This window comes from Leptolyngbya sp. Heron Island J (genome assembly GCF_000482245.1).
GTDB lineage: Bacteria > Cyanobacteriota > Cyanobacteriia > Phormidesmidales > Phormidesmidaceae > Leptothoe.
In genome coordinates, this window is sequence record NZ_AWNH01000112.1 from 244,664 (window position 1) to 268,030 (window position 23,367).

16 protein-coding genes are annotated in these 23,367 nt (G+C 46.0%); 2 read left to right on the forward strand and 14 right to left on the reverse strand.

The window, feature by feature from the left end:
• Nucleotides 1-125: 125 nt before the first annotated feature.
• The 11 genes from N836_RS74005 to hpsE form a co-directional block, all read right to left on the reverse strand.
• Nucleotides 126-647: a pilus assembly FimT family protein gene (locus tag N836_RS74005; RefSeq protein WP_023076575.1), complete on the reverse strand. Its 522-nt coding sequence runs from the start codon at nucleotides 645-647 to the stop codon at nucleotides 126-128.
• 17 nt (nucleotides 648-664) lie between these two features.
• Complete coding sequence (locus N836_RS69830) at nucleotides 665-1,705, reverse strand: PulJ/GspJ family protein (protein ID WP_023076576.1); 1,041 nt, start codon at nucleotides 1,703-1,705, stop codon at nucleotides 665-667.
• Between the two features lie 24 nt (nucleotides 1,706-1,729).
• The gene (locus tag N836_RS69835; protein ID WP_235071186.1) at nucleotides 1,730-2,383 is read right to left on the reverse strand and encodes a type II secretion system GspH family protein; all 654 of its coding nucleotides are present in this window, start codon (nucleotides 2,381-2,383) and stop codon (nucleotides 1,730-1,732) included.
• Nucleotides 2,384-2,451: 68 nt separating this feature from the next.
• Entirely contained in the window at nucleotides 2,452-7,002 is a 4,551-nt protein-coding gene (gene hpsA / locus N836_RS69840; RefSeq protein WP_023076578.1) for a hormogonium polysaccharide biosynthesis protein HpsA, read from the reverse strand.
• Nucleotides 7,003-7,484: 482 nt separating this feature from the next.
• Nucleotides 7,485-7,721, reverse strand: coding sequence for a 50S ribosomal protein L28 (gene rpmB, locus N836_RS69845; protein WP_023076579.1), 237 nt, complete (start codon nucleotides 7,719-7,721; stop codon nucleotides 7,485-7,487).
• A 168-nt stretch (nucleotides 7,722-7,889) separates the two neighbouring features.
• Entirely contained in the window at nucleotides 7,890-9,872 is a 1,983-nt protein-coding gene (gene htpG, locus N836_RS69850; RefSeq protein WP_023076580.1) for a molecular chaperone HtpG, read from the reverse strand.
• 316 nt (nucleotides 9,873-10,188) lie between these two features.
• Nucleotides 10,189-11,058 carry a sulfotransferase family protein gene (locus N836_RS69855; RefSeq protein WP_023076581.1) on the reverse strand — a complete coding sequence of 290 codons (870 nt, stop codon included), beginning with the start codon at nucleotides 11,056-11,058 and terminating at the stop codon, nucleotides 10,189-10,191.
• 23 nt (nucleotides 11,059-11,081) lie between these two features.
• Complete coding sequence (locus N836_RS69860) at nucleotides 11,082-11,966, reverse strand: sulfotransferase family protein (protein ID WP_023076582.1); 885 nt, start codon at nucleotides 11,964-11,966, stop codon at nucleotides 11,082-11,084.
• An 82-nt stretch (nucleotides 11,967-12,048) separates the two neighbouring features.
• Nucleotides 12,049-13,296 carry a glycosyltransferase family 4 protein gene (locus N836_RS69865; protein WP_023076583.1) on the reverse strand — a complete coding sequence of 416 codons (1,248 nt, stop codon included), beginning with the start codon at nucleotides 13,294-13,296 and terminating at the stop codon, nucleotides 12,049-12,051.
• 8 nt (nucleotides 13,297-13,304) lie between these two features.
• Nucleotides 13,305-14,288 carry a glycosyltransferase family 2 protein gene (locus N836_RS0139725; protein WP_023076584.1) on the reverse strand — a complete coding sequence of 328 codons (984 nt, stop codon included), beginning with the start codon at nucleotides 14,286-14,288 and terminating at the stop codon, nucleotides 13,305-13,307.
• Nucleotides 14,289-14,374: 86 nt separating this feature from the next.
• Nucleotides 14,375-15,391 carry a hormogonium polysaccharide biosynthesis glycosyltransferase HpsE gene (hpsE, locus tag N836_RS69870; protein WP_031294507.1) on the reverse strand — a complete coding sequence of 339 codons (1,017 nt, stop codon included), beginning with the start codon at nucleotides 15,389-15,391 and terminating at the stop codon, nucleotides 14,375-14,377.
• Between the two features lie 695 nt (nucleotides 15,392-16,086).
• Here hpsE and nrdJ point away from each other — a divergent pair.
• On the forward strand, nucleotides 16,087-18,264 hold the full coding sequence (gene nrdJ / locus N836_RS69875) for a ribonucleoside-triphosphate reductase, adenosylcobalamin-dependent (protein WP_023076586.1): 2,178 nt from the start codon (nucleotides 16,087-16,089) through the stop codon (nucleotides 18,262-18,264).
• A gap of 186 nt (nucleotides 18,265-18,450) precedes the next feature.
• On the opposite strand, the gene N836_RS69880 is transcribed toward nrdJ, so the two are convergent.
• Entirely contained in the window at nucleotides 18,451-18,633 is a 183-nt protein-coding gene (locus N836_RS69880) for a hypothetical protein (RefSeq protein ID WP_023076587.1), read from the reverse strand.
• Nucleotides 18,634-18,930: 297 nt separating this feature from the next.
• Here N836_RS69880 and N836_RS69885 point away from each other — a divergent pair, with 297 nt between their 5' ends.
• Nucleotides 18,931-20,391 carry a DEAD/DEAH box helicase gene (locus tag N836_RS69885; protein WP_023076588.1) on the forward strand — a complete coding sequence of 487 codons (1,461 nt, stop codon included), beginning with the start codon at nucleotides 18,931-18,933 and terminating at the stop codon, nucleotides 20,389-20,391.
• On the opposite strand, the gene N836_RS69890 is transcribed toward N836_RS69885, so the two are convergent.
• The gene (locus tag N836_RS69890) at nucleotides 20,388-22,391 is read right to left on the reverse strand and encodes an ATP-binding protein (RefSeq protein WP_023076589.1); all 2,004 of its coding nucleotides are present in this window, start codon (nucleotides 22,389-22,391) and stop codon (nucleotides 20,388-20,390) included. The genes N836_RS69885 and N836_RS69890 overlap by 4 nt on opposite strands.
• A 21-nt stretch (nucleotides 22,392-22,412) precedes the next feature.
• A complete protein-coding gene (locus N836_RS69895) occupies nucleotides 22,413-23,315 on the reverse strand; it encodes a substrate-binding domain-containing protein (protein ID WP_023076590.1) in 903 nt (300 codons plus the stop codon).
• Between the last annotated feature and the right edge of the window lie 52 nt (nucleotides 23,316-23,367).

The window sequence follows — 23,367 nt, forward strand, 5'->3', positions numbered from 1 at the left end:
CAACCCACAAGTATCTTGTTCGAATAGAGAGAGCCCATTAAGTAAGTTACAGCTCTCGAATTCATTGATTCAATAACACAACTGTTAGATTTAGGAGACTTCTTATCTTCAGTTAAGAAGCTTGCTCATTCATAAAGAGTGACATCGCAATCATCACCTTCTGCTTGGACAATTCCTCCTAATAAAGTCGATACAATCACGCATCTAGGAGTGTTACTGAACTCAGATGTTACAGACACCATATAAGGGGCTTCTTCCGCCTCACCCTTATAGTTGAATACAAATTCCTGGGCACTTGCGGTCAGCTGTATGGCATCGTTTTGTTCTCCACCAACAGACTGTTCTCTACCATCAGTTAAACCTTCTTCCGGGTTGACCTGAACAGTAGGTGGACCGGGTACATCAGCAGCCTCGGAAAATCTGATCACTCTTGTGGAATTTCTTTGTTGTGCTTCGGTTTGCGCGCTTTGAATAATTTGGACTAAATCACTACGGGCTCGACTCACACGTTGGCGACTGATATAACCTAGCCAACCAGGAGCAGCAATAGCAGCTAAAATGCCTACCATAATGATGACAACAAATAGCTCAATTAAGGTAAACCCATCCGTTCGAGTAACAGAATTATGCAATCTAAACCGCTTCATTATTAGTTTCCTTGTAACTAGTCACTATCCCGATTGATGACACCACCGAGTTGCACTTGAGTTTGCAATACAGGAAATCGACTGCCTACCCCTGCTGGTTGCAGGAAGCGATTTGCAGATTCAGCATTACCCCTGAGAAAAAGATAAACGTCTTGGTTGGCTCTAAAACTTCCGTCTGCTAGGTCAGGCTGCCTGATACAGGCAAAAAAACCGGCTCTATTAGTCGCGTCTGCAGGACTAAGCACATAGTTGTATTGCTCAGCCGTAGCATCTACTTCTCCGGTCAAAGGGCTGTTAAGGTCAAAGATCAAGGCTGGACAATCGATAGCACCATCTGCATCTATGCTGGTTTCTTCGACAAAGTCAACCAGTACTGCACTATTACCCCCAACAGCAGCGGGGGCTTCGCTAGGCTCCCAATTTTCAAAGTTAGTGTTTGTTTCAGTAATTGGATCCTCATACCCTGCTGTTTCAGCAAATGTGCTCAGGTCGGCGTATTGGGGAAGTTCGTAGCGTCTGAGAACACTTTGACCTTCCCACGGGGATGTCGCATCACCATCGTCTCTATGCTGTTGGTAGTAGACAACGAGTGAATAACTTGCTCGACGAGTTCTAGCTACTAGACAAGCTTCCTCATCTGGAGCAGCTGAGCAATCATCTAGCAAGTCATCATCATCTAAAGGTACTGTACGCCAGAAAGCTAGCAATGGAACTGCTTCACCAGAACCTGGACCACCAGGTCCCATCTCATCACTCAGTAAAGCAATATTGTCAACAATCTCAAGTAGACTATCGTTATCGTAGACGTAGACTGCTTCTTCGAGATCATCAGCAATGTAGTCCAAAGCTCGTTGCATATCTCGCTGGACTCGCTCCAAGGCAATTTCTCGGCGATCTATCTGTAGTAGTTCAACAACTAGAAATAACAGGCCAGAAATAATGACGCCAGCAATTGCTATTGAAATTAGAACTTCAGTCAGGGTAAAGCCGGTCGTTCGACGCTGTTGCTTCTGTAATAACCATCGATACAGCCAAGTTTTAGAACGATAATCAGCCATGGATGTTTTCAAAAGGTAATGCAGTTAACAGTCTGAAGGAGCAGGAACAGTAGTTCCTCGAATATCGTTGATGAAGTCGTAATAGTCACAGAGTGACTGCTCAGTATCGCTTTTGACAATGCTGGTGTAAATGTTAGCGAGAGGGCGATTAGCTGATTGGCCTTCGCCACTAGTTATGGTTAACCGAGCCTGCTCTACCTCTAAAGGATCACCATTCACTACGTCAGCTCTATAAACTCTCACTCCCAGATCAAATGCAACTGGTCTTGTATCAACTGTGATACCTTCAGTTTTGAAGATTTGAACAGCGTAATCGTCATCGCCATCATTATCGACATCAATACCACGTGCAGAGGTAACGTCTGTTGGATAGTCATCGGCAATAGAGTCTGGTGCGGGTACCGGAAAATCATCAAAATCTTCTTGACTCAGAACGGCAGCTGGCGTTGGCGCAATGTTCAGGGTGTAATCGCCGCCACGTTCAACAATTAGTTTGATGCGGTCTACTTCTGCTTGGGCTATTTGAAAAGCTTGCTCTGCTCGTTGACTCTGAATTCTAGTCCCTACAGCTAACACAACCATTGGGGTCATAACTGCAACTGAGATACCAATGACTGCGATCGCAACCACACCCTCAAGCAAAGTCAGACCACTTTCATATGACTGAACAGATGACACTAGCCCAGTTTTTGTAAACCTTGGCAATTTTAGTTGCCTACTTTTCAGAAACATTTTTCGACTACTCCCTATTGGCAACCTACATCATCACCCAACACAAGCTCTTCAGCCTCATTCCTCGCTGTACAAAGGTTAGAGATGTATGCATCATTTAACGGCAGCTCTCGATAAAACTCACTTCGTGGCCTACCGAATGAGATGAAACGACGAGCAATAGGAGCAACGCTGGTGTACTGGAAGGCAACATCGTATCCCCAAATACGGGTTGCTGCACCATAGAAGCCGTTGTACACAGCCATGCTGTCAGGGTTTGTACCTGGCTCCCAAGCATCCTGGTCAAATGGAGCAGTTGCCTGGGTGCTAAAGTTCAGCTGGAAAAAGCCCCCAGCAATAAACAGATTTTTATCAGGCCAATATTCTAGTAGGCGTGGAAAATTGTGCAAGCCTCCATAATTCTGTCCTGAGCGCAGAGGCACAATGCCCGAAACTAGCAGAGCATTCACTCGAGTATTATCAGCAGCTGGAATTAGATTCTCCTGGCGCTCATCCCGTTCATTAAACTCAATGTGGTCTCCACCAAATGTAGCAACACCAGGATAGACCTGATACGTTCCTGCACGCTCCCGATAAGGAATTCCATTGCGGTCAAACCTAATGGGAAGCTCAACAGTACCAACGTCAGTGGCATCATCAAAATCTTCACGCTGCCAGGTATCAGCTGCCAAGGTAGCACCAATGTCAGGACGATCCGAATTTAAGTAAGAAGACAGTATTCCGTCCGGTGCAGTGGGCCTACTGCCGTCAGTTCTAAAGAGATAGGCATCCTCAATCCATCCATCACGGTATTCGCTAGACAAAATAGTGACAGCGTCTGCAAATACTTCAGAAGGACGCCATAAGTCTTCACCACCTCGAGCAAATCGAACATCTAAATTCTCACGACCATAAAAATCATTAAAGGGATCGCCTGCTCCGGTAGCAAAGTCCACACCTAACTGTTCTTCGAACTCCTCAAGGATGTCTCCACCAGGAGTCTGGTGCAAATTGAAATTACCATAAATATAGGCAGGATTATCAGTTACGAAGGTGACACCAGCCGCTTTATCATCATCCGAGCGATGAATTATGGAGCCGTTAATTAATCGGAAACCGTGGGGTCGCCGATCTGGATCGGCATACATATCAACAGGTTTTGGACTAATCAAGTTATCAGCCAACGGCGGGTCATAAGTACCCTTCTGACTTGCATCAGTCGGGTTGTCGACTTTCATTGGACAATTTTCTCCAAGATCCAACAGGTTGGCAAAATCTCTACAGTCGGCCCACTCAGCCTGGCGAGGACGCACAATACTATCTTCCCGTACAGCATCTTCTCTAGCCGCATAGAAAATACCATCGACCTCTGGAATCCAGGCGACCTGGGTAGTTCCGTCAGTGAAGGATGAACGAGGATCAGCCGTAATATCCGTGAGCTTATCGATATCTAAATCAAGCACACGAATACTTACAAGCTCACGCCCATCCATCATGGCCTTATCTAAAAAGGCCAGCTCATAAGTATTGCCACCGTCAACAATAGTGTTCCTTTGCAATTCGTCCCGAGAATCTGGTTCAGCAGCTACGATACCGCTGGCTGGCTGCTTAAAGGCAGCAACCGAAGGTTCAGGATCAAGTGCAACATCACTTAAATCATTCGTATCAACATCGGTTGGATCAATGACCGCATAGGCGACTGCACTGTTTACTCTTACATTGCCTGGGGTTGTATCAAAAATGTAATTATCAGCAGCTAGCCCCTCAGTAACGTATTCATCTGTTTGAGTGGCGGGTCCATTGATAAGGGCACCACCAGGAGCAATAGCAACTGATGAACCATCTTGATTGTGATCAAGAGTTGGGAACAAATAATACAGAGATGGATAAGCTGGTAGCTGATTTGCTGAACAAAAAGCATTGGCCAGCGCATCTGCATTAGGACCTGCTAGCGCTGAGTTAATCAGCGTAAATTCATTAGCTAGACAGGTTGGAGAAGCAGTTGGTGACTCAAAGCCATGCTGTCTATCTCTGAAAACTTGACGATACAAAGCTATAACTTTGGCTTCTTCCACATATGATGAGCCGTCAGCTTCTAGGTCTTCTACCCACTCCGATGCTTGAACAGGTGAACCCGTTATACCAATCAAATCACTAGCAAGTCCCACAGCAATAGGAGTGTTTGCAACGATAGCGTTATAAGAGGCTTCCAGGGTTTCCAAATTAGTCGCCAACATCCCCAGTGTGCAAGCAGCAGAATGCAGAGCCGATTTGTCAGCAGGACTCAGCGCATTGTATCTTGCACGCGTATCAACTAAATCGTCTTCACTACCATCATCGTAATTATGCTCGAACAGAATCCTACGTAATATCGAAAAGTCTCCCCACATAGAAAGATAAGGGTAGGGATGAACGAAGTCATCATCAGCTTCTAACGTCCCGCCCACAGCATCGTCTCTGATTCCTTGAACCGGTGAAAAAGATGGTGCACCACCCTGCGGATCACCTGCAAAATGCGCTAAATTACGCAGTGCTCTTCCCAAAGGCTCATTGGGTCTAACAGCATCTCCAAATGCATCAGAATTTGCATACTGACTCTGAAAATCAAACTCCCAACCATCAGTACCATTGCCGGTTAAGAAGTCGATGCGTTTTTCTAACGTCTGGGGATAAGTCCCAAAAGTTCGGCTGTTTGTAAGGGTCTGCTCAGTACCTGGATGTACAGTTGAGGCCATACAAATATAAGGCAGTTGTCCACTGTCCTGAGTGTAGTGATAGACAACCATTCCCTGGACGGCCGCCAGATTATCCCGCAATGACGTTTGCTGCTTTGCCTCGGCAGGTCCTTTCATAACATCCCCATCATCATCAGTTATGTTCTGAACTTCTGCAGGTGGATACAGCGGATCATCAACCTCCCAGCCAAACCTATTGCCTAGTTCAAGCCGTTGTCCCACAACAACTCTGAGTCCCTGAGCAATCGAGCGTCGTTCCCAATAGCCATCTAAGCCATATTGTTGTTCATCCGGATTATCAGTTGCCAAAAGTGGATTATCGTCAATGACATCACCAATCACGTTTGAAACATTTGGCTCGTCGCTATCGGCCTGAGTCAGGCTGTTTCGAGCATCATAACGAGGCTTGGGTCCATAGCGATTATCAGCCCGAAAGCCATCATCAACAAACGGACGAGCTGCATCGGGAAATACTCTCACCCGAGCACTATTGGTTAGGAGCCGATCATTCACAATATCCGCTATGGCATCTTTGCCAGCCTCAGGATCCCAAGTATCAGGATCCAGGTTAACGGTTCTGTCTTCTGTAAGGATCAAAACCGGATCGACAGCGACATCCGTTAAGTCAGTTCCGCCACCCTCATCAACCGAATCAGTATCGTCTTCCAGCTCATCAATGCCGGGATTGAGCGGATTCGCATTATTTTCCTCGTGAAAGTCTGTATCTCCCCCAAAAGTGTCATCTCTTGAAGCACCTGAAATTAAATGCCCCTGGAAAAATTCGTCATCTGTCCCATCGCCATCAGTGTCATAAGCACTCAGGCTAAGTGTAATTTCAGAGGCGTCTGTGCTAAATACGCAAGATGCTGGAGCACTGACCAAATAGGCTTCCAATCCCTGATTTGTAATAATGTTTGACTCCGAATGCATCGCCCCATTCCAGCGGAAGTCCGCACCGGGAAATATTTCTAGATCGTAGCGAAACCATGCACCATACTTATTGCCCTTCGGAGTACTGCGCACCTGCTGGTATTCTGCCGAACTAACAGTTCGATTAGGGCTATTAGGATTTGAGATGTTTAAGACATCAATTTGAAAATTCTTCTGTAAAGTATTGCCAGCATCCTGCCAACCGTCGCCAGCCAGGGTACTTACAGGACAGCCCTCAACAGACTGTTGAGTATTAATAGGACCGTTACGTGTGACCAGGCTGTTTGCTTTTTCCCGAGTCTGGTTAGAGGTTAGCGTTAAATCATTACCATCTGCATCTGTAAGTAGTTCTTCAGTATCAGGGTCTCTAGCTTCGTGCGAGGTCAAAATGGAGTAAGCAATAGTACTGTTATCAACTACAAAACTCCACGCAGGATCAGGTTCACCATCATCATTAATATCTAGCTGCGTTTCGTCTGGCAAAGTATATGGATCAAGCTCAGCATGATTGTCAGCTCCCCAAGTACCAGACTCAGCCAGCAATGCATTGATCAGATCGGTACTTGATGGTGGTCTTTTGTCAACAATATCTCGATCTCGAGTGAACAAATACTCGATTTTAGATTTAGCTCTATCAACAGCTGGGGCAGCAAAGTTATCTATTCGCTGCTGCTCACGATAGGCAATAGTTTGATTCAGCCGACTAAAGGAGCGAAAACTAAGACCACCAACGGTCAGTGTTAGCACCAAAATTAACAAAACCGTTGTCGGTAATACAAACCCGGCCTGATTAGTGCGACTGAAGCGAGCACTAACAAAAATCAGGCGTAGCAACCAAGCCATAAATTGCTTAGGTAACTGCCCGAGCTTACTCAGTGAGCCACGACGATTAGAAACTCTAGAGCGTTTTGGGGTAGACATTGCTGACTTCTAAAAACGAGCGGTAGCGTTGGTGGAGTTAATACCACTGTGTTTATACATCCATGACCCACTAAGGCCAAGCATATATATTCTTCAAGGGAACATCAAAAAGTTGAGCGGCACTTATATGCCCCATAGTAGTCTTGCCTAGCGTAAACCCTCAATTACCAAAATAGTAATCAGGACAATTGCTCTACTATTCAACAAAGAACTTACCCATTCCTTGTAGCAAAGCGATCAGTCAGTCTTCAAAATAGAACACTAGCGTATGCTGCTGATAGTCTCGGTTGCGCTCGTTATCAAGACTTCAGATGTTTGACCGTTAGTTCATACATCAAAACCTCTGAGCCATCTGGTCAGAGGTTTTATCCGTGGATACACCAAAAAAATGGATTTACCGGAGCCAATCAGTTAGCACTAAGCCATGACGCCCTAAATACTTATTGGCTAACTCAATGATTGAAGCTCCATTCAGCGATGCCCTAATACTTGCTTAAATCAATACCTGCTTCACGAGCCATAGCTTCAATCCCTTTCTTTTCTAAGGTTTTAATAGCTTTAGTCGATAAACGCAGCTTTACCCAGCGCTTACCAGTGGGCCACCAAACTCGCTTATCCTGAAGATTAGCATGCTGTAAACGCTTAGTACGTCGGTGAGAGTGGGAAACAGCAAAAGCATTATTAGCCTTCTTATTGGTCAGATCGCATCTTCGGCTCATGGCAAGGTCCTTCTAGTACAGCTCTTAATCTTTACACAGTTGTCTTCCATAAAACAACCCCTGAACAGCAAAGAAGCTTGATCTCAAGGGTTATAAGCTGTGACCCAGCAAATCCTAACTTGAGGACTTGACTGGGTCACAAGAAAGCTAGGTTCTAGGAGAAACTGCTTATGACTTGGTCAATCCTGTAAGCAAACTATTCGAGCGCTCTACAAAGGACTTCATACCATCCGCGTCAAAGCCTTTTTGTGCCATCAGAGCAAGATCGTACACATGCTGGCAAATCATATTGGCCATTGTTGCTGACGGAGACTCACCACCATCAGCTTGAACGATAGTTCCCTGGCTCATATCCAAAAGATTTTGAATCAGTGGATGTGCCGTATTGACTAACAGTGTATGTTCCTCAGGAAACTGTGCCGTCTGCTGCTGCATCATCGCCATCATCTCCTGCATACGGCGTGTTTGTTCAGGTAGCAGAACAATGGCAGGGGGTGAGCCCTGGGCATCATCAGATTTCAAGGCATCAGTACGAATCGTCAACTTAGGCTTACTCAGAGCGTGCTCAAATAGCTCCTTTACCCTTTCCGCCTTAGTTTTATTAGTGTTCGGGTCAACGATATCCCCCCCTGCCGAATCATCGATAAGGGTGTCATCCAGGTCAGAGTCCACTCGGGAGAACTTTACATCGGAATACTCCCGTTCCAAAAATGGAACAAAGTGGGTGTCGATAAACGAGTCTAGATAGAGAACTTCCAACCCCTGACGTTTGTGTAGGTCAATATAGGTAGCCTGGGATACGTCATCGGTGGCATAGAAAACCCGATTTTCGTGCTTTTCCTTATTGCGCTCCAGGTATTCCTTGAGGGTGGTGTAAGCATTACCATCCGCATCCACCGCTGCTGAATTTTCCCCATCGGCAGATTGCCAGGCATCATCCTCTGCCGTTTGAACTTCCACCTTAGGCTGATCGCTAGTTGCCAGTTCTGCTGTAGTGCGGAAAATCACAAAGTCAGCGATTTGCTGTTTGAACTTATCGTTATTTAAGGACCCAAACTTAACGAATGTGCCCAAGTCTTGCCAGCATTCAATGTACTTGGCCTGATCAGTGCGGTAAAGCTCCTTAAGGCGATCCCCTACCTTCTTTGCAATGTAGTCAGCGATGCGGCGTACGGTTCGGTCATTTTGTAGGAAGCTGCGAGATACGTTGAGTGGAATATCGCTGCTATCTACGACACCACGTAGGGGTAGCAAAAACTGAGGAATAATTTCTTCACAGTTATCACTGACAAAAACCTGGTTGCAGAAGAGCTTGATCTGCCCCTTAGTGACATCTACATCGGGTTTTAATTTTGGAAAGTAAAGAATCCCATTGACTACAAATGGATAGTCAGTATTGAGATGAACCCAAAGCAGCGGATCTTCCTGGAAGGGGTATAGATAACGATACAGTTCCAAATAGTCGTCATCACTGAGACCACTGGGAGATTGCTTCCAAAGGGCATTTTGCTTATTGGCGACTTCCCCATCTAACTTGATGGGAACTGGCATAAAGTCACAGTAGGTCTTAATCAGCTGCTGAATGCGAGACTGCTCCAGATACTCAGCCTCTTCTTCCATCAAATGCAGAGTGATGGTAGTGCCTCGTTCCGTCCGTTCTGAGTCACTAAGCTCAAAGGAAGTAGTACCGTCGCAGCTCCAGTGGACAGCACTTGCGCCCTCTTGATAAGACAGGGTGTCGATCTCTACGCGATCGGACACCATAAACGACGAGTAAAAGCCCAGACCAAAGTGGCCAATGATTTGCTGGTCAGCGTTATCTTTGTACTTGGTTACGAATTCTTCGGCACTCGAAAAAGCTACTTGGTTGATGTACTGCTTCACCTCATCAGCTGTCATGCCAATCCCGTTATCATTAACACTGAGGGTTTTGGCATCTTTATCAAGGGTGACGGTAATCTCTGGCTCGCCGACCTCACCCGTGAAATCAGAGCTTCGGGACACCATGTTCAGCTTGCTGATAGCGTCTACCGCATTTGAAATTAGCTCCCGCAGAAAGATTTCATGGTCGGAATAGAGCCATTTTTTGATGATGGGAAAAATATTTTCAGTATGGATACTGATATTTCCCTTTTCTTGAACAACTGCCATGACTTAGATTTACTCTGACTCACTAAGACTTATCAACGGTATTGGCTTTATGCACTAAGACAAACGCACATCAACCAGCCCGCAGCCTACATTGACCTACATTACAGATCAAAACCCAATTGTAGATTTCCGATGATCCAGTTCGGTTTACCTCACCTATCATTCTTAAGCTGATGTACAAAGTGTAGTAGGTGTTAGTAAACAGGATGGCAAACAACTCTTCTACATACAGATCTGGCGAACTAGAATATTTTGGGAATTTAGCGGCAGAAAATTAAAATTTTCTATTTTTTGCTATTTGTATAAGAGAACAGATTTACCAGTTAAAGCTTTCTCCAAGTAACTTATAGAGTTCGTGATTATGAGGCTCAAAATAGTAGTCTAAAGCTTTATAAACTGACGATGCCACGCTTATCCGGTTTGACGCAATGTTACGGGGTCTTAAATTTTTAAATTGATACTCTGAATCAATGTCAATAAACTGACAAACCTTTTGCAAAACAGATGCTGGGTCTTGGAATAAGTTTTCAGCATTTAAGACTAGTAAATTTTCTCTAGGAAAATAATCTAAAAATCTCTTTAACTGCTCTGCATAGTGACCACGACTTTTATAAGATAGGTGGATAAATATTTCATTTTTATAGTCTTGGTTAGCCCACATAGGCGCTAGTCGTTTTTCTTCAGTCGCTATCGCCTCAGCAATATCTAGCGTTTCGCGTCCGTAGCGTCTTTCGTGAAAATAATGTGAAATAGCTCGCTCTGTAGGATTGCGTAAAATCGCGATAATTTTAGCCTGAGGTATGAGATTAAATATCCGTTGAGCTACTAAAGGATTAAACATGTAAAGAGGAGAGGCTTCAAAGGTCTGCTCACCTGTTTTAATATGTGATTTCAGAGGGAAATTTGCCCGATACCATCCTTCTCCTTTTTGAAAATTATTACTCTTGGGTGATAATCCGCCATCAAAGAAATGTACTTCTTTAATGTACGCAGGCCATAACTGTGGGTGCTCAGTTAAGTAGTCATATAGGCTTGTAGTCCCAGACTTTTGGGCACCAACAATTATAAAACTTGGCAAAGTGCGGTGCCATGAAGTTGCCCGACGTGCTTGCCAAATCATTGGTTGCAAGACGCTATCTATTCTGCGCAAAGCAGCACCATTTAGCTTTTGAAGAAAACTGGGCATATTCTTTGCCGTTATCTTAACTACTAGCTTTTAGCAACAATTCCAGTTTCCAGAACTGGCAAATTAACTTCCTCTACAAGATGTCGAACATAATTCTGCTGTTCGATGGTGAATACTGATAGAAATTTTTGAGAATTTGCATTTTGTATATTCTGCTGGGTTAATGCCTTCCAAGTTTCACGCGAACGGATGAGTTGGCTTGATGTGTTGCGGTAATTTTCCAACATAGAGATATCAAAGGGGACACCAATAAACTGGCACAAGCGCTCGATTTCATCTGCAGGCTTTTCAACCAGTTGCTCGTAATAAATTAGGGTGTGGTTAGGTTTACTTAAGTATTGATGGGTAATGGCAATGTCATCAGTCCAGCGCTTAATACAACTATCTAAGGTTTTATACACACGCCCCCAATGGTTGGGATGACGTTGGGCTAGATCATAGATAGAAGCGATAACATCCATACCGTTTCTCACGATATGAATCACCTTTGCTTCTGGCAAATAGTTTTCAACATACTTTAGCCGCCATAAATGCTCAGGAGTTTTCTCTAACCAGATCGACTTCCCTTGCAGTTGAGTGAGCTCATCAAGAATTGCCTTAAAGCTTTGAACATAAGCCTTAATAAGCGGTAAACGTGGCAGCTTACGTTTGAGTTCTGGATGCCCCACTTCATCTAAAAATGACTCTAGGGTAGTTCGTAACTGTTTGGATACTAGACCTAGAGCATAGCGCCGTGACCGTTCTTCTGGCATCCAAACAAGATCTACAAAAAATTTAGATTCTGGGAATGAAGCGATTTCAGGATGACTGGCTAGAAGGCTTTGTAAAAGGGTTGTACCTGAGCGAGCGCAACCAACAATAAAAACAGAGGATGTCACAGGCTGATGGTTAGGATGTTGGACGAGCATAGGTAGGGGAGAATAAAAAATAATATATAAATGCCTGTCTTACTTTCTCGATTAGTGTCCGTTTAAGATTTTATCTTTTAGCTCACCTAAGTAATGCTTGATAGAGTTCTGCATAGGCCGCTGACTGAACTTCAAACGAAAAATTGCTGATTGTATCCTGTCGAGCTTGTTGGCCTAATCGTTTTAGGCGGGCAGTATCTTCGAGGCTCCAAAAAATACCTTTAGCTAAATCTGCAGCACTAAAACATTCGGCCCGATAACCATTTTTCTGATGTTCAACAATATCCCGTAAGCCTGTGGCATCAAAGCAAACAACGGGTGTGCCACAGGCCATGGCTTCTATAGCAGTCTTGCCAAAGGCTTCTTGGATAGAAGGCACGACCATTACATCTGCAGCAGAATAGGCTAAAGCCAAAGTAATGTCATCGTTTAATCGTCCTAAGACTGTGTAGGGAATATTGAGTGGCATTGATACAGCTGTTTTCTCAGTACCAAAAATGACAGCCCGTAAGGGCAAAGAATCAGTTGTTTTGAGTTGTTTGATGGCAGCGACTAGATGATTAAACCCCTTACGTTTATCAGTTGTGGCACTCAACGCGCCAAAAAGAATTAGTTTGTCGTGCTGGGGTAGCTGCAGGATGTCGCGGGCAGCCTTCTGATCAATAGGGCGAAAAATATCAGTGTCTACAGCATTAGGAATAACTCGCGCTGGGTAATGATGTAGTAAAGAGCTTTTGCTGGCACAATCAGCTAACCACTGGCTGATGGGCGCTAAGGTGAGGTTGAGCCCTTGCCAGGCGCGATGTTTGCGTTGCCAGACTTTTCTGGATAGATCATTTTCCTGCTTGGAGCCTAGCATCGGGCAGCGACCACACTGCTGTTGATAGCGGGTGCAACCCGCGGTGTAGCAACATCCGCCGGTAAAGCTCCACATATCTCGTAGAGTCCAGACAATCGGTTGGGTAAATGTTTTTAGTTGTTCTGGTCGCAGTAGCCCAAGCCCTACCCAGTGCAAATTAATGATGTCCGGCTTAATTTGCTCAATCTGTTTAATAACAGGATTAGGATAAATAGCCGGGGAAAAAAGACCGGGTGATTTATGGGGATAGCGTTTTAGGGGCCAATACTCAACGGTCTGACGGATACCGTTAAGTATTTTCTGTCCTCCAGTAATACCGTTGGGGCCAATAACGGTGTCATCGCTTGTGTATTTTTCGGCTACAAGCATATGGGAATCAATGCCAGCTCGCTTTAGGGCTGTGTGCATCCAATAGGTGCCCCGTGCGGCTCCACCGTTGATATCTGAGGTGCTGAGGTGCAGTACTTTCATGGCTTTAGCTACTTTAAGACCGACTGCACCACGTCGTGAGGCACATTGTGTTTTTGAAAGTATGCCTCGATGTGTTTACGCCGCATCGATGTCGGAATTAATTCGCTGCCAATTAGTTTGATCAGTTTTTTGGCGTGAAACAGGGTATAGGTCCAGCGGGGTACCTGGTGAGATTGCCGGTGAATGCTGTTGACCATGTGTTCAACATTATGGGGAGATTTACGGTTGGTCAGGCTTTGGAGAACAGTGAGTTTATCGCCAAGGGTTCGGCTGATGTACCACTGAATCCAGAGTGGCATATAACGAATAACATCACTGGATTGCCAATCAGTACTTGCTTTTAATTGGCTGTATAACTGCACCTCATAACCCACTTCTCTAGCTCGGCAAATATATTCATAATCCCCCCCATAATGACAAAATCGCTTGGCATTGGGTAAGCCAATGTCTGTAATCAATTGAGTGGGGAGTACTGCAATGTTGCCATTGAGGGTATCTACCTTTAGTGCCGAACAATCTTTAAATTGCTGTAGGTTATTAATTGGCTGACTGGCAATGACACCGCCAAAAACAATCCAGTCGGAATGGGTTTGATCGCAAACAATGCCGCCTGTGATGATCTTTTGCTGCAGATTACTTTGGCACAGCTGTATAAGTTGGTATATAAAATCGTCTGCTAGTGTGATGTCGTCGTTTAGCCAAACTATGTAATTTGTTTTGAGCTGCTGGTGAATGTAGTCCATGCCGGTTGCGATCGCACCTGTCCACCATAAATTGCCATCCCCATGTAATAAATGAACCTCAGGAAAAAATTGAGCAATGTATTCAGGAGTCCCATCGCTGGAGCCATCATCAACCACAACAATGTGGATGGTATGCTCACCTGAGTACTGAGAAATTTGTGCTCTCAGCTGATGCAAAATTGCCGATGTATAGGCTTTGCGATTACGAACTGGCAGGATCAGCGCCGGGCTAACATTAATTACAGGCATCAAGTGCAAAGAGCCTACAGTGTCTAAACTTCAATCGGGAACCCCCAAGCTTCTATATTCCCAAAATTATTGGTGCAATTAATGTCTCAGGGCTGATTTTTTAGCAACCTGAGCAACAGTAAGCGCCAGATATACAGCGGACTAATTAAGCTACAGAGATAAAACTCTAGTTCACAAGCAGAAACTACATCGGTTTTGAGTAGGGTCCGATAGGTCAGCAAATGATGCAGTGCCTTACGTAAATCACTAGCCACATAGAGCCAAAACATAAAGGGCCGCTGCCACATCGGTATGTTGACCATGCGAGTTACGTGGCGACTTAAACCAATGCCACGGAAAAAGGCTAGCAAATAGCTGCGCTGTAGACGGCGAGCAGGAATATGATGACAAACCTTCATCGCCGGATTATGCCAAATTTCCCAGTTGCCTCTGCGGATATGGGCAATGGCTTCTAGGTCTTCGCCAGTAAGCATTTGCTCATCATGACGTCCAGTTAAAATTAATTGCTCAGGTACGTTATTAAGCCAGGCCTGGCGACGTACTACCAGTCCTGCTGATGGTGGCAATACCCGCAGGCGAGGCTGATAAACGTGGGCTTCTTCGCCACGCTGGGTCAGGGCAAAAAATGATTGGATACGATGAAAATCTTCAGGTAAGCTGCCTTCAAACTGACCGTGAATTTGACTGCCATAGGCTCCAACATAGGGATGGTCTCGGCCAAACTTATACGCGGCTGCCACCCAGTCATCGGCAGGTAAATTATCATCATCCAAAAAGCCAACCAGTTCGCTACTGGCTTTCTTCATTGCTAACTGCCGAGCATAGGCGGCTCCCTGACGCTTTTCAAAGAAGTATCGCAGGGGCACTTCAGATGGCCAGTCTTGCTGATATTGCTTGACTACATCTGCTGTGGCATCACTGCTATTGTTATCGATGACAAAGACTTCCCAGCGTAGCTTTTGAGTGCCAAATTGCTGCCGTAATCGGTCGAGGACAGCCGGAATACGTTGGGCACCGTCGTAGGTACAAATAGCAATTGTGAAATCACATGGCCGCTGCACTGTCTCTATAGAGGGAGAGGACAACACTACTGAATGGCTCATGGGCAGTGGATAGATTCACAGCATTGATACAGGGAAGTTGAACTAACTTCGGCAAACCCCTCAAAAAGAGTTAACCAATCGTAAGACAGGGAATCATTGTCATGGGCCAAAAACATGCCAATACTATAAATGGTCAGTACCCGTTGAACTGTTTACTACCACAGGTTTAAACTCTATACGATTGGCTGGCTTTGTTCGTTATCGGTGCATTTTTACTAATTTTAGCAACTTGATCACTTTGCGGATTGCACTCAGATCACGACCTTAACGTCAAGTTCTATAAAAATTAAAGTTTCTAGCCAAAATTGCGCAGCTGGCAGTTCTGACATTACAAAATTGCTGCCCTATCTCCAATCATACTTGTTTAGCAACGGGATGTCCCCCTCAGTCCCCGCTGCCAGGTGTTAGTTAGCTCATTGGTGGAGATTGACTGATTTTGACAGCATTTAGTTCTCGTAAATAATAAATTGCTAGGCAATCACTATATCTAGCGTTTGTTCTGACTGCAAGACGCTAGATTTTTTTGGGTATGGGTGCTAGGCTTTATGTCCATGCGCCGGAGCACATTTAGAGTGTTATCGAGTGTTGAGGACGTTATCAGCGCTAGATATGTTGTTTTGTGTATCGCTGGTGTGTATCGCCCTCTTGCTCATGGCCCCACTTACACCCCTAAATTCGTAAGGAAATCCAGACGAATGGTTCAAGAGTTAGAACGACTACGCACAAAAACGCCTTTTCCGGAAACTGCGCCAGCAGCTTATCCGGTGTTTTATCGGACCTACAGTCGCCGTTTGGATGATGGCCAACGGGAATCTTGGTACGATGTTTGCGATCGCACCCTAGGTGGTCTGGTAGAACTGGGCAAGCTCACCGCCGATGAGAAAGCCCTGGTTCAGCGTATGCAGCGAGAGCTAAAAGCGCTGCCGTCGGGCCGGTGGCTTTGGGTCGGTGGCACTGATTGGAGTAAGCAGCAGAAAAATTTTTCTGGGGCTTATAACTGTACCAGCACCAACGTAGTCGACTGGCGAGCCTTTGGTCTGATGATGGATCTGGCCATGATGGGGTGTGGCACGGGGGCCGTGCTGGAACCTAAGTACATCAATCAGCTGCCGGTGATTCGCAACCAATTAAGCGTCACCATGGCCGGTGACGTGGGTATGACTCCGGCTAGCCAGCGCCGTGAGGAAACGGATGTCGTTATTGATGGCAATCGGGTAGAGATTCGCGTGGGCGACAGCCGCAATGGTTGGGTGATGTCGTACCAGACAATTTTGGAGCTTTCTAGCAGAGAAGGTTTTACGGGAGATGTTGAGGTGGTCGTCGACCTGAGTGACGTGCGACCTGCAGGTGAAAAACTCAAGGGATTTGGCGGTATGGCCAATCCGGTGAAGCTACCTGGGTTATATAATCGCTGTGCCACTATTCTCAACAAGGCGCTCGGTCGGCAGCTGAATTCTGTGGAGTGTTGTTTGCTGATTGATGAAGCGGCTGCCTGTGTGGTTGCTGGTAATATTCGTCGGTCGGCGGGGATGCGTCAGTTTGATAGCCAGGATGAGTTGGCGACCATGGCTAAGGATAATCTGTGGCAGCAGGATGATGAAGGTAACTGGCGGATTGACCCTGAGCGGGATGCGCTGCGGATGGCTAACCACACACGGGTTTTTCATGCTAAGCCTTCGTTAGAGGACATGACTAACGCGGTGCGTAAACAGTTTTACTCTGGTGAGGGGGCGATCCAATGGGCTGGTGAGGCCGAGCGCCGGGCTCAGGGTGAAGGCCGCTATGGTCTTAACCCTTGCGGTGAAATTCTGGGTCAAAACTTTCACTGTAACCTGGCGGAAATTCATCTCAATCAAATTGAGCCAGAGAATCTGCAGGAACAGGAAGATGCGTTTCGAGCTGGTGCGATCGCCGTTGCTACCCTACTCAACCATCAGTTTATTGAACCTCGCTATCAACAGTCACGGCTAGAAGACCCCATCGTTGGCGTCTCCTTTACCGGCCTGTTTGACTTTTTTGTGCGTGCCTTTGGCGTAGACTGGCTCAAGTGGTGGGAGGCCGGTCGCCCAGACACCATGCCAGGTATGGCATTTAAGGCTAAGGAACAGGAATATTTAAGCCGTTGGCAAGCGATTGTCCATGAGACGGTTTGGGACTATTGCGATCGCCACGGCATTAAACGCCCTAACCGCTGTACTACTGTGCAGCCTGCTGGTACCAAAAGTCTGCTGAGCGGTGCGTCCTCTGGCTGGCACCCCCCCAAGTCCCAGCGCTTTATCCGCCGGATCACCTTCCGTAAGGATGATCCAGTCGCTTTGGCTTGTATCGACTACGGTTACTCCGTGGTACCGTCCCAGTCCGACAAAGACGAAAATGGTAATTTGCTTAACGATCCGTTTGACCCTCGCTGTACTGAGTGGCTAGTGGAAATGCCCGTGGAAGTTCCCTGGGCCAATCTACCTGGAGCTGACCAGATTGCTATTGAACAGTTCTCGGCCCTGGCCCAGTTTGATTTCTATATGCAGGTTCAGCGCCACTACACCGCTCACAATACGTCAGCGACCATCGAGTTTCGTGAAAATGAAATTGAGCCCCTGGCCGAGCGCATTCATCGAGCCATCCAAAACGACGAGGGTTATATTTCTTCGGCACTGTTGGCCCGCTTTGACGATCTGCAAACATTCCCTCGTTTACCCTTTGAACCCATTGATAAGGCTCGATATGAGGAACTTTGCCGCGAAATATTGGCCCGCCGTACGACCGAAAACTTCCATGCCGCTCTGGAGCGCTATGATGCGGGCGAGCTAATTGAGGCGGGACCTGCAGGCTGTGATTCCGATAAATGTTTGTTGCCGGAGAAGGCACCGGGTTAGGCCGCTGGAATTATGCTGTAGGCTTTGCCTTGCGTCCCTGAGGTCGCTTAGGTGCCTTGAATAGAATGACACCCAGTGGTTGAGTGCAAACTTGCTAGTCAATCACTGGGTGTTTACGGTTATGTGAGAATGACGGACAAAGGTTCTAAGAACCGGCCGTGTCAAAAACTTAAGTGATACCTCGGATTAGGCCCCTTTGTTGGACTTTTGCTTGGGACTGATGGAGATGCCCCCATCGCCACCCACACTCACTACAAATTCGGATGGGTTACCGGTTCGTGATTTTTGTTTTTTTCCTTTCGGTTTGTTACCACTGAGCAGCATAACCGAACCAGCAAGAGCTAACCCCAGAATCATTGAAATATCCATACGACGATTCTCCTTGGTAGAACACTACGAATAAACACAGTAGTAGTTACACCCATTCCAGAAACAACTAAAAGTCAATAGATGGTTTTTCGGATGGTTGCCTATAATTGTCACCAGATCCACATAAACCACCTCCGTAGTCCTACGGAGTCGATATTGGCGGGCGTAAGACTTGTTTACTTTGAATAATCAGTTATGAATATTTTTTGTGTTTGGTATAGTTATTTACCAAATGCAGGGTGAGACAGGTTTGAGCTTTCAGCCCAGCTTTGTTGCGGATTTGTTCTGGTGCTCTTGATGGTGCGTACGCCTACTTTACGGTTTGATCGTGGCACGTTGATTTTGCATCCGCCCCCCCGTGGCAAGGGGTGGATTGATCATGCGGTGTGGGATGACCGGATTGAGCGATTTCGGATTCCGGCCCATTGCTATCGTCCTTTGCTGGAAACGTTACGCCGTGAAAAAGTAGAAATTAACGATCAAGCATCGGGTTTTACGGCGTTAGAGCTGACACCTCGACTTACGTTTAAACCTTATCTGCATCAACAGGAGGCTCTGGCGGCCTGGCAACAAAATCGCTGGCAGGGAGTGGTGGTGTTGCCGACGGCAGCGGGTAAAACCTATTTGGCGCAGCTGGCCCTACAGGCGATTCCTCGCAGCACATTGATTACGGTGCCGACATTAGATTTGATGCATCAGTGGTATGCCCATCTAGAGACGGCTTTTCCCGATGCGGATATTGGTTTGTTGGGTGGGGGCAGTCGCGATCGCACCGATATTTTAGTGGCTACTTATGATAGCGCCGCCATCCATGCAGAGAGTTTGGGTAATCGCTATGGTCTGTTGATTTGCGATGAGTGCCACCATCTGCCTAGTGACTTTAATCGCGTGATTGCTGAATATGCGATCGCACCCTACCGTCTGGGGCTAACGGCCACCCCCGACCGCGCCGATGGACGACATACCGACCTTGAACAACTGCTGGGGCCGGTGGTTTACCATAAAACCGCGGCTGAACTTTCGGGACAGGCGCTGGCACCCTATCAAATTGTGCAGCTCAAAGTTTCGCTCTCAGAGGTAGAACGTCAGCGATATGCTAAGTTGATCCAGCAGCGCAATGACTTTTTGCAAGAGTCTCGTATTTGGTTGGGTAGCCCTGAGGGCTGGCGACGATTTGTTACCGCTAGTGCGCGATCGCAAGCGGGTCGTCGGGCAATGCTGGCTCATCGGGAGGCCAAGACGATTGCCCTGGGCACGGCGGGTAAACTACGCATTTTAGAAGACCTGTTGGCCCAGCATTACCCTGAACGCACAATTATTTTTACCAACGACAATGCTACTGTCTATAAAATTTCCCAGGACTTTCTGATTCCTGCAATCACCCACCAAACTCCGGTAAAAGAGCGGCGTGAGGTGCTGCAATATTTTCGCACAGGAGACTATAAAGTAATTGTTGTCTCCCATGTACTGAATGAAGGCGTCGATGTTCCCGAAGCAAGAATTGCTATTTTGCTATCGGGCAGTGGTTCTACACGGGAATATATTCAGCGGCTTGGGCGAGTGTTGCGTAAAGGCGATGGGAATAAGCTAGCGCTTCTGTATGAAGTGATTGCAGAAGAAACCACAGAGGAGAATATTGCCCGACGGCGTAAACAATCTCCTGGCAAACGGGATAACATTTATCGCACCGATCCGACCCAATTATCGCTGGCTGCAGAAGCAGCGGCTGATTGGCAGTCTGACGATCTGCCCTACTAAGGAGCGACTTTGACAGGCGAGATATGGGTCGGATCGGCCATAGTTGGCTCGGCGGGTAAAACATCAATGGGCAAGGTAATAATAAATTCTGTCCCTTTGCCGATCTTAGACCGTACACGGATTTTACCTTGGTGTTGTTGAATGATTCTAAAACAAATGCCTAACCCTAAGCCGGTGCCTTTACCCACGGGTTTGGTGGTAAAAAATGGATCAAAAATTTTTCTGCGGATTTCGCGGGGAATCCCTGGACCGTTATCACAGATGATGATTTGTACTTGATGCTCGTTAAGCATACGGGTGATGATTTTTAGCTTTTTGCGATCGTAATCAGCATCAAACATTGCGTCTAGGGCATTGACAATGATGTTAGTAAATACCTGGTTAAGCTGGGCGGGAAAACACCGGACTAACGGCAGATCGCCATACTTCTTCACCACGGTAACTTCATGCTTAATCCGATGATTTAAGATGAGCAGCGTGCTATCAAGCCCTTCATGAATATCGACATCTTTAACAGTGGCTTCATCCAAACGAGAAAAATTACGTAGCGACTGAACAATCTCATGGACCCGTTCTGCTCCCAAATTCATTGAGCCTAGTAACTTATCTAAATCTGTTAGCAAAAAGTCAAAATCTATTTCTTCTTGCTTTTGAATAATGGCGGTGGTAGGTTCTGGATACTCAGCCTGGTAGGTTTTAATCAACTCTAACAAATCCTGAAAATACTCTTTTAGGGGGTCAATGTTGCCCTGGACAAAGCTAATGGGATTATTGATTTCGTGGGCAATCCCTGCAATCATTTGCCCCAGGCTGGACATTTTTTCGCTTTGAATCAGCTGAGCTTGGGTGTCTTTGAGTTCTTTGAGAGTATTAGATAGTTTTTTAGTCCGATGCTTTACCCGGACATCCAGGGTTTGGGCAGCCACTTCTAGCTCATTAGTATACTGGCCCACCCATTCAATCAGCTGATTGACAGACAGGGCTAAAACACTGATGTCATCTTGAGTATTGGCGGGTGCTCGTAGATCAAAACGACTCTCCCCAGCTACTTGTTGCGCAATCAGGGTAATATCTTGAATCGGTCGGGCCACTCTTTTGGCAATCCAGTAGCCTAATATCGATGTGATCAATGAGCCTACAAATGTAACGATGGCAATAAAAAACCAAAGTGCCTCCTGAGCCTGGGTTAGTGACTGTTGAGAAATCAATAAAACAAGCTCAAATTGTTGTTCACCCAAACTTTTTAGTAAGATTGGCTCAGCCAAAAAATCTTGGTGATCGATGGTAATAAATCCTTGAAGATCATTCAGGTCAAGGGTTCCCAAGTCAGCTGGATCAGCTGAGAATGTAGAAGCAACTACTTCATCATTTGATACAACAATAATCTGTTCTCGAATAGTTTTGTTGATCTGCTTTAGAAAGTCATCCCCAAGTGCTGTGCCTAATGTAACCCCACCAATTACACCCTGATCATTTTTGATCGGTGCTGTGCCAATCAAAAACGGTGGCCCAGAATTGCTGCTGCCAATAATTGCATTGGTATCTGAGCCGGTAACTAACAGGGCATTCACGTTTTGATCCTGCAGATTAAATGTCTGTAATCCAGTGCTTTGGATGCTGAACAATTCTTGCTGATCGAGGCCAATGATTTTAACAATATCCGTATCTAAAATACTTTTGAGGGGTAAGACGGTTTGTTGAAGTTGATTGACATCTTGGCTGATAACGCCTTGGGCCATCAGTGCTTCGATTGATAGAAAACGAGCGCCTTGACGTAAAGATTTCAGTTCCTGATTAATATCTCGCTCCACTAAATTTGCTAATTCTTTCGCCTGTTCTTGCTGGTCTTGTGCTAATTTATTGGAGAAAAATATTCCTACTGCAGCAACGCTAACAACCCAAAAGCCCAAAAACATGACAATAAAGGGAGCACTAATTTTTAGCGGTAGTGAAGACTTTTGGTATTTGATTAGTAAGTTTTTAAGCAACAGCAAGCCCATAACCCATAACGCCGTGACAAATTAATTGGCTTCGAGCGGTACATAACTAGTGCCGCTCAGAGTTTGCTGCCCTTCTGGACTGGTGGCAAACTTTAGAAAAGCCAACGTGGAACTGGAGGGTTGTTTATTGAGGACGACACCCAGGGGTAGAGTCATGGGATATTGTCCTGATTGAATGGTTTGAGCTGAGGGAATAACTCCATCAATGCTTAATGGAGTTACGGGTAAGTCGTCGAGGTTCTGTTCATAAACCACCGTTGCCATACTAAATTTTGTAATCGTTGCAGTTTCGACTAGCTCATCGTCTTCAGGGAAGACAACAGCGTTGGGCGTAATTTTTAAATCTTGACCCAGATAAGTTTCACGAAGCACCCGTTTTTCATTTTCATCTTCTGTAAAGTCAAACAGGATGATATCGGCATCTGGCCCACCAAGGTCTTTCCAGTTGGTAATTTGACCACTGTAAATCGCTTTAATGTGCTCGCCAGTGATATTGGTGATGCCGGTAACGCTATTGTGGACGATAACAACTAGAGGCGCGTTGGCTAATCGGAGATAGGTTATTTGCTCATCGCTTTCCTCAGGGGCTGGTATGCGGCTGACGCCTCCGATGTCGAGAACTGCACTCTTAACGCCTTGAATTCCACCACTGGTTTGACTGGGGGGAAGAAAATCAAATTGGGTATTTGCAGATTGTGTTTGATAAGCCTTTACAAAAAGTTCAAGGATTTCATAGGTCTCTGCAGAACCACCGATTTTAATGGGGTCACCTGAGAGGTCTGCAGAAGACGGTGCTATGTCCTTTAAACAGCTAGTTAGCAGCAAGCTGGCAAGCAAACCATGCTTTATCAGGGGGGTACGGATAAAACTTCTGATAAAAAGTTCTACGCTATTGACTAACTGTAAGGTTTTGGATGTTGACATAGCACGGCTAAGGGGAGATGCCCATTCAGCTCAAGTTGATGGTGGAGCGCCC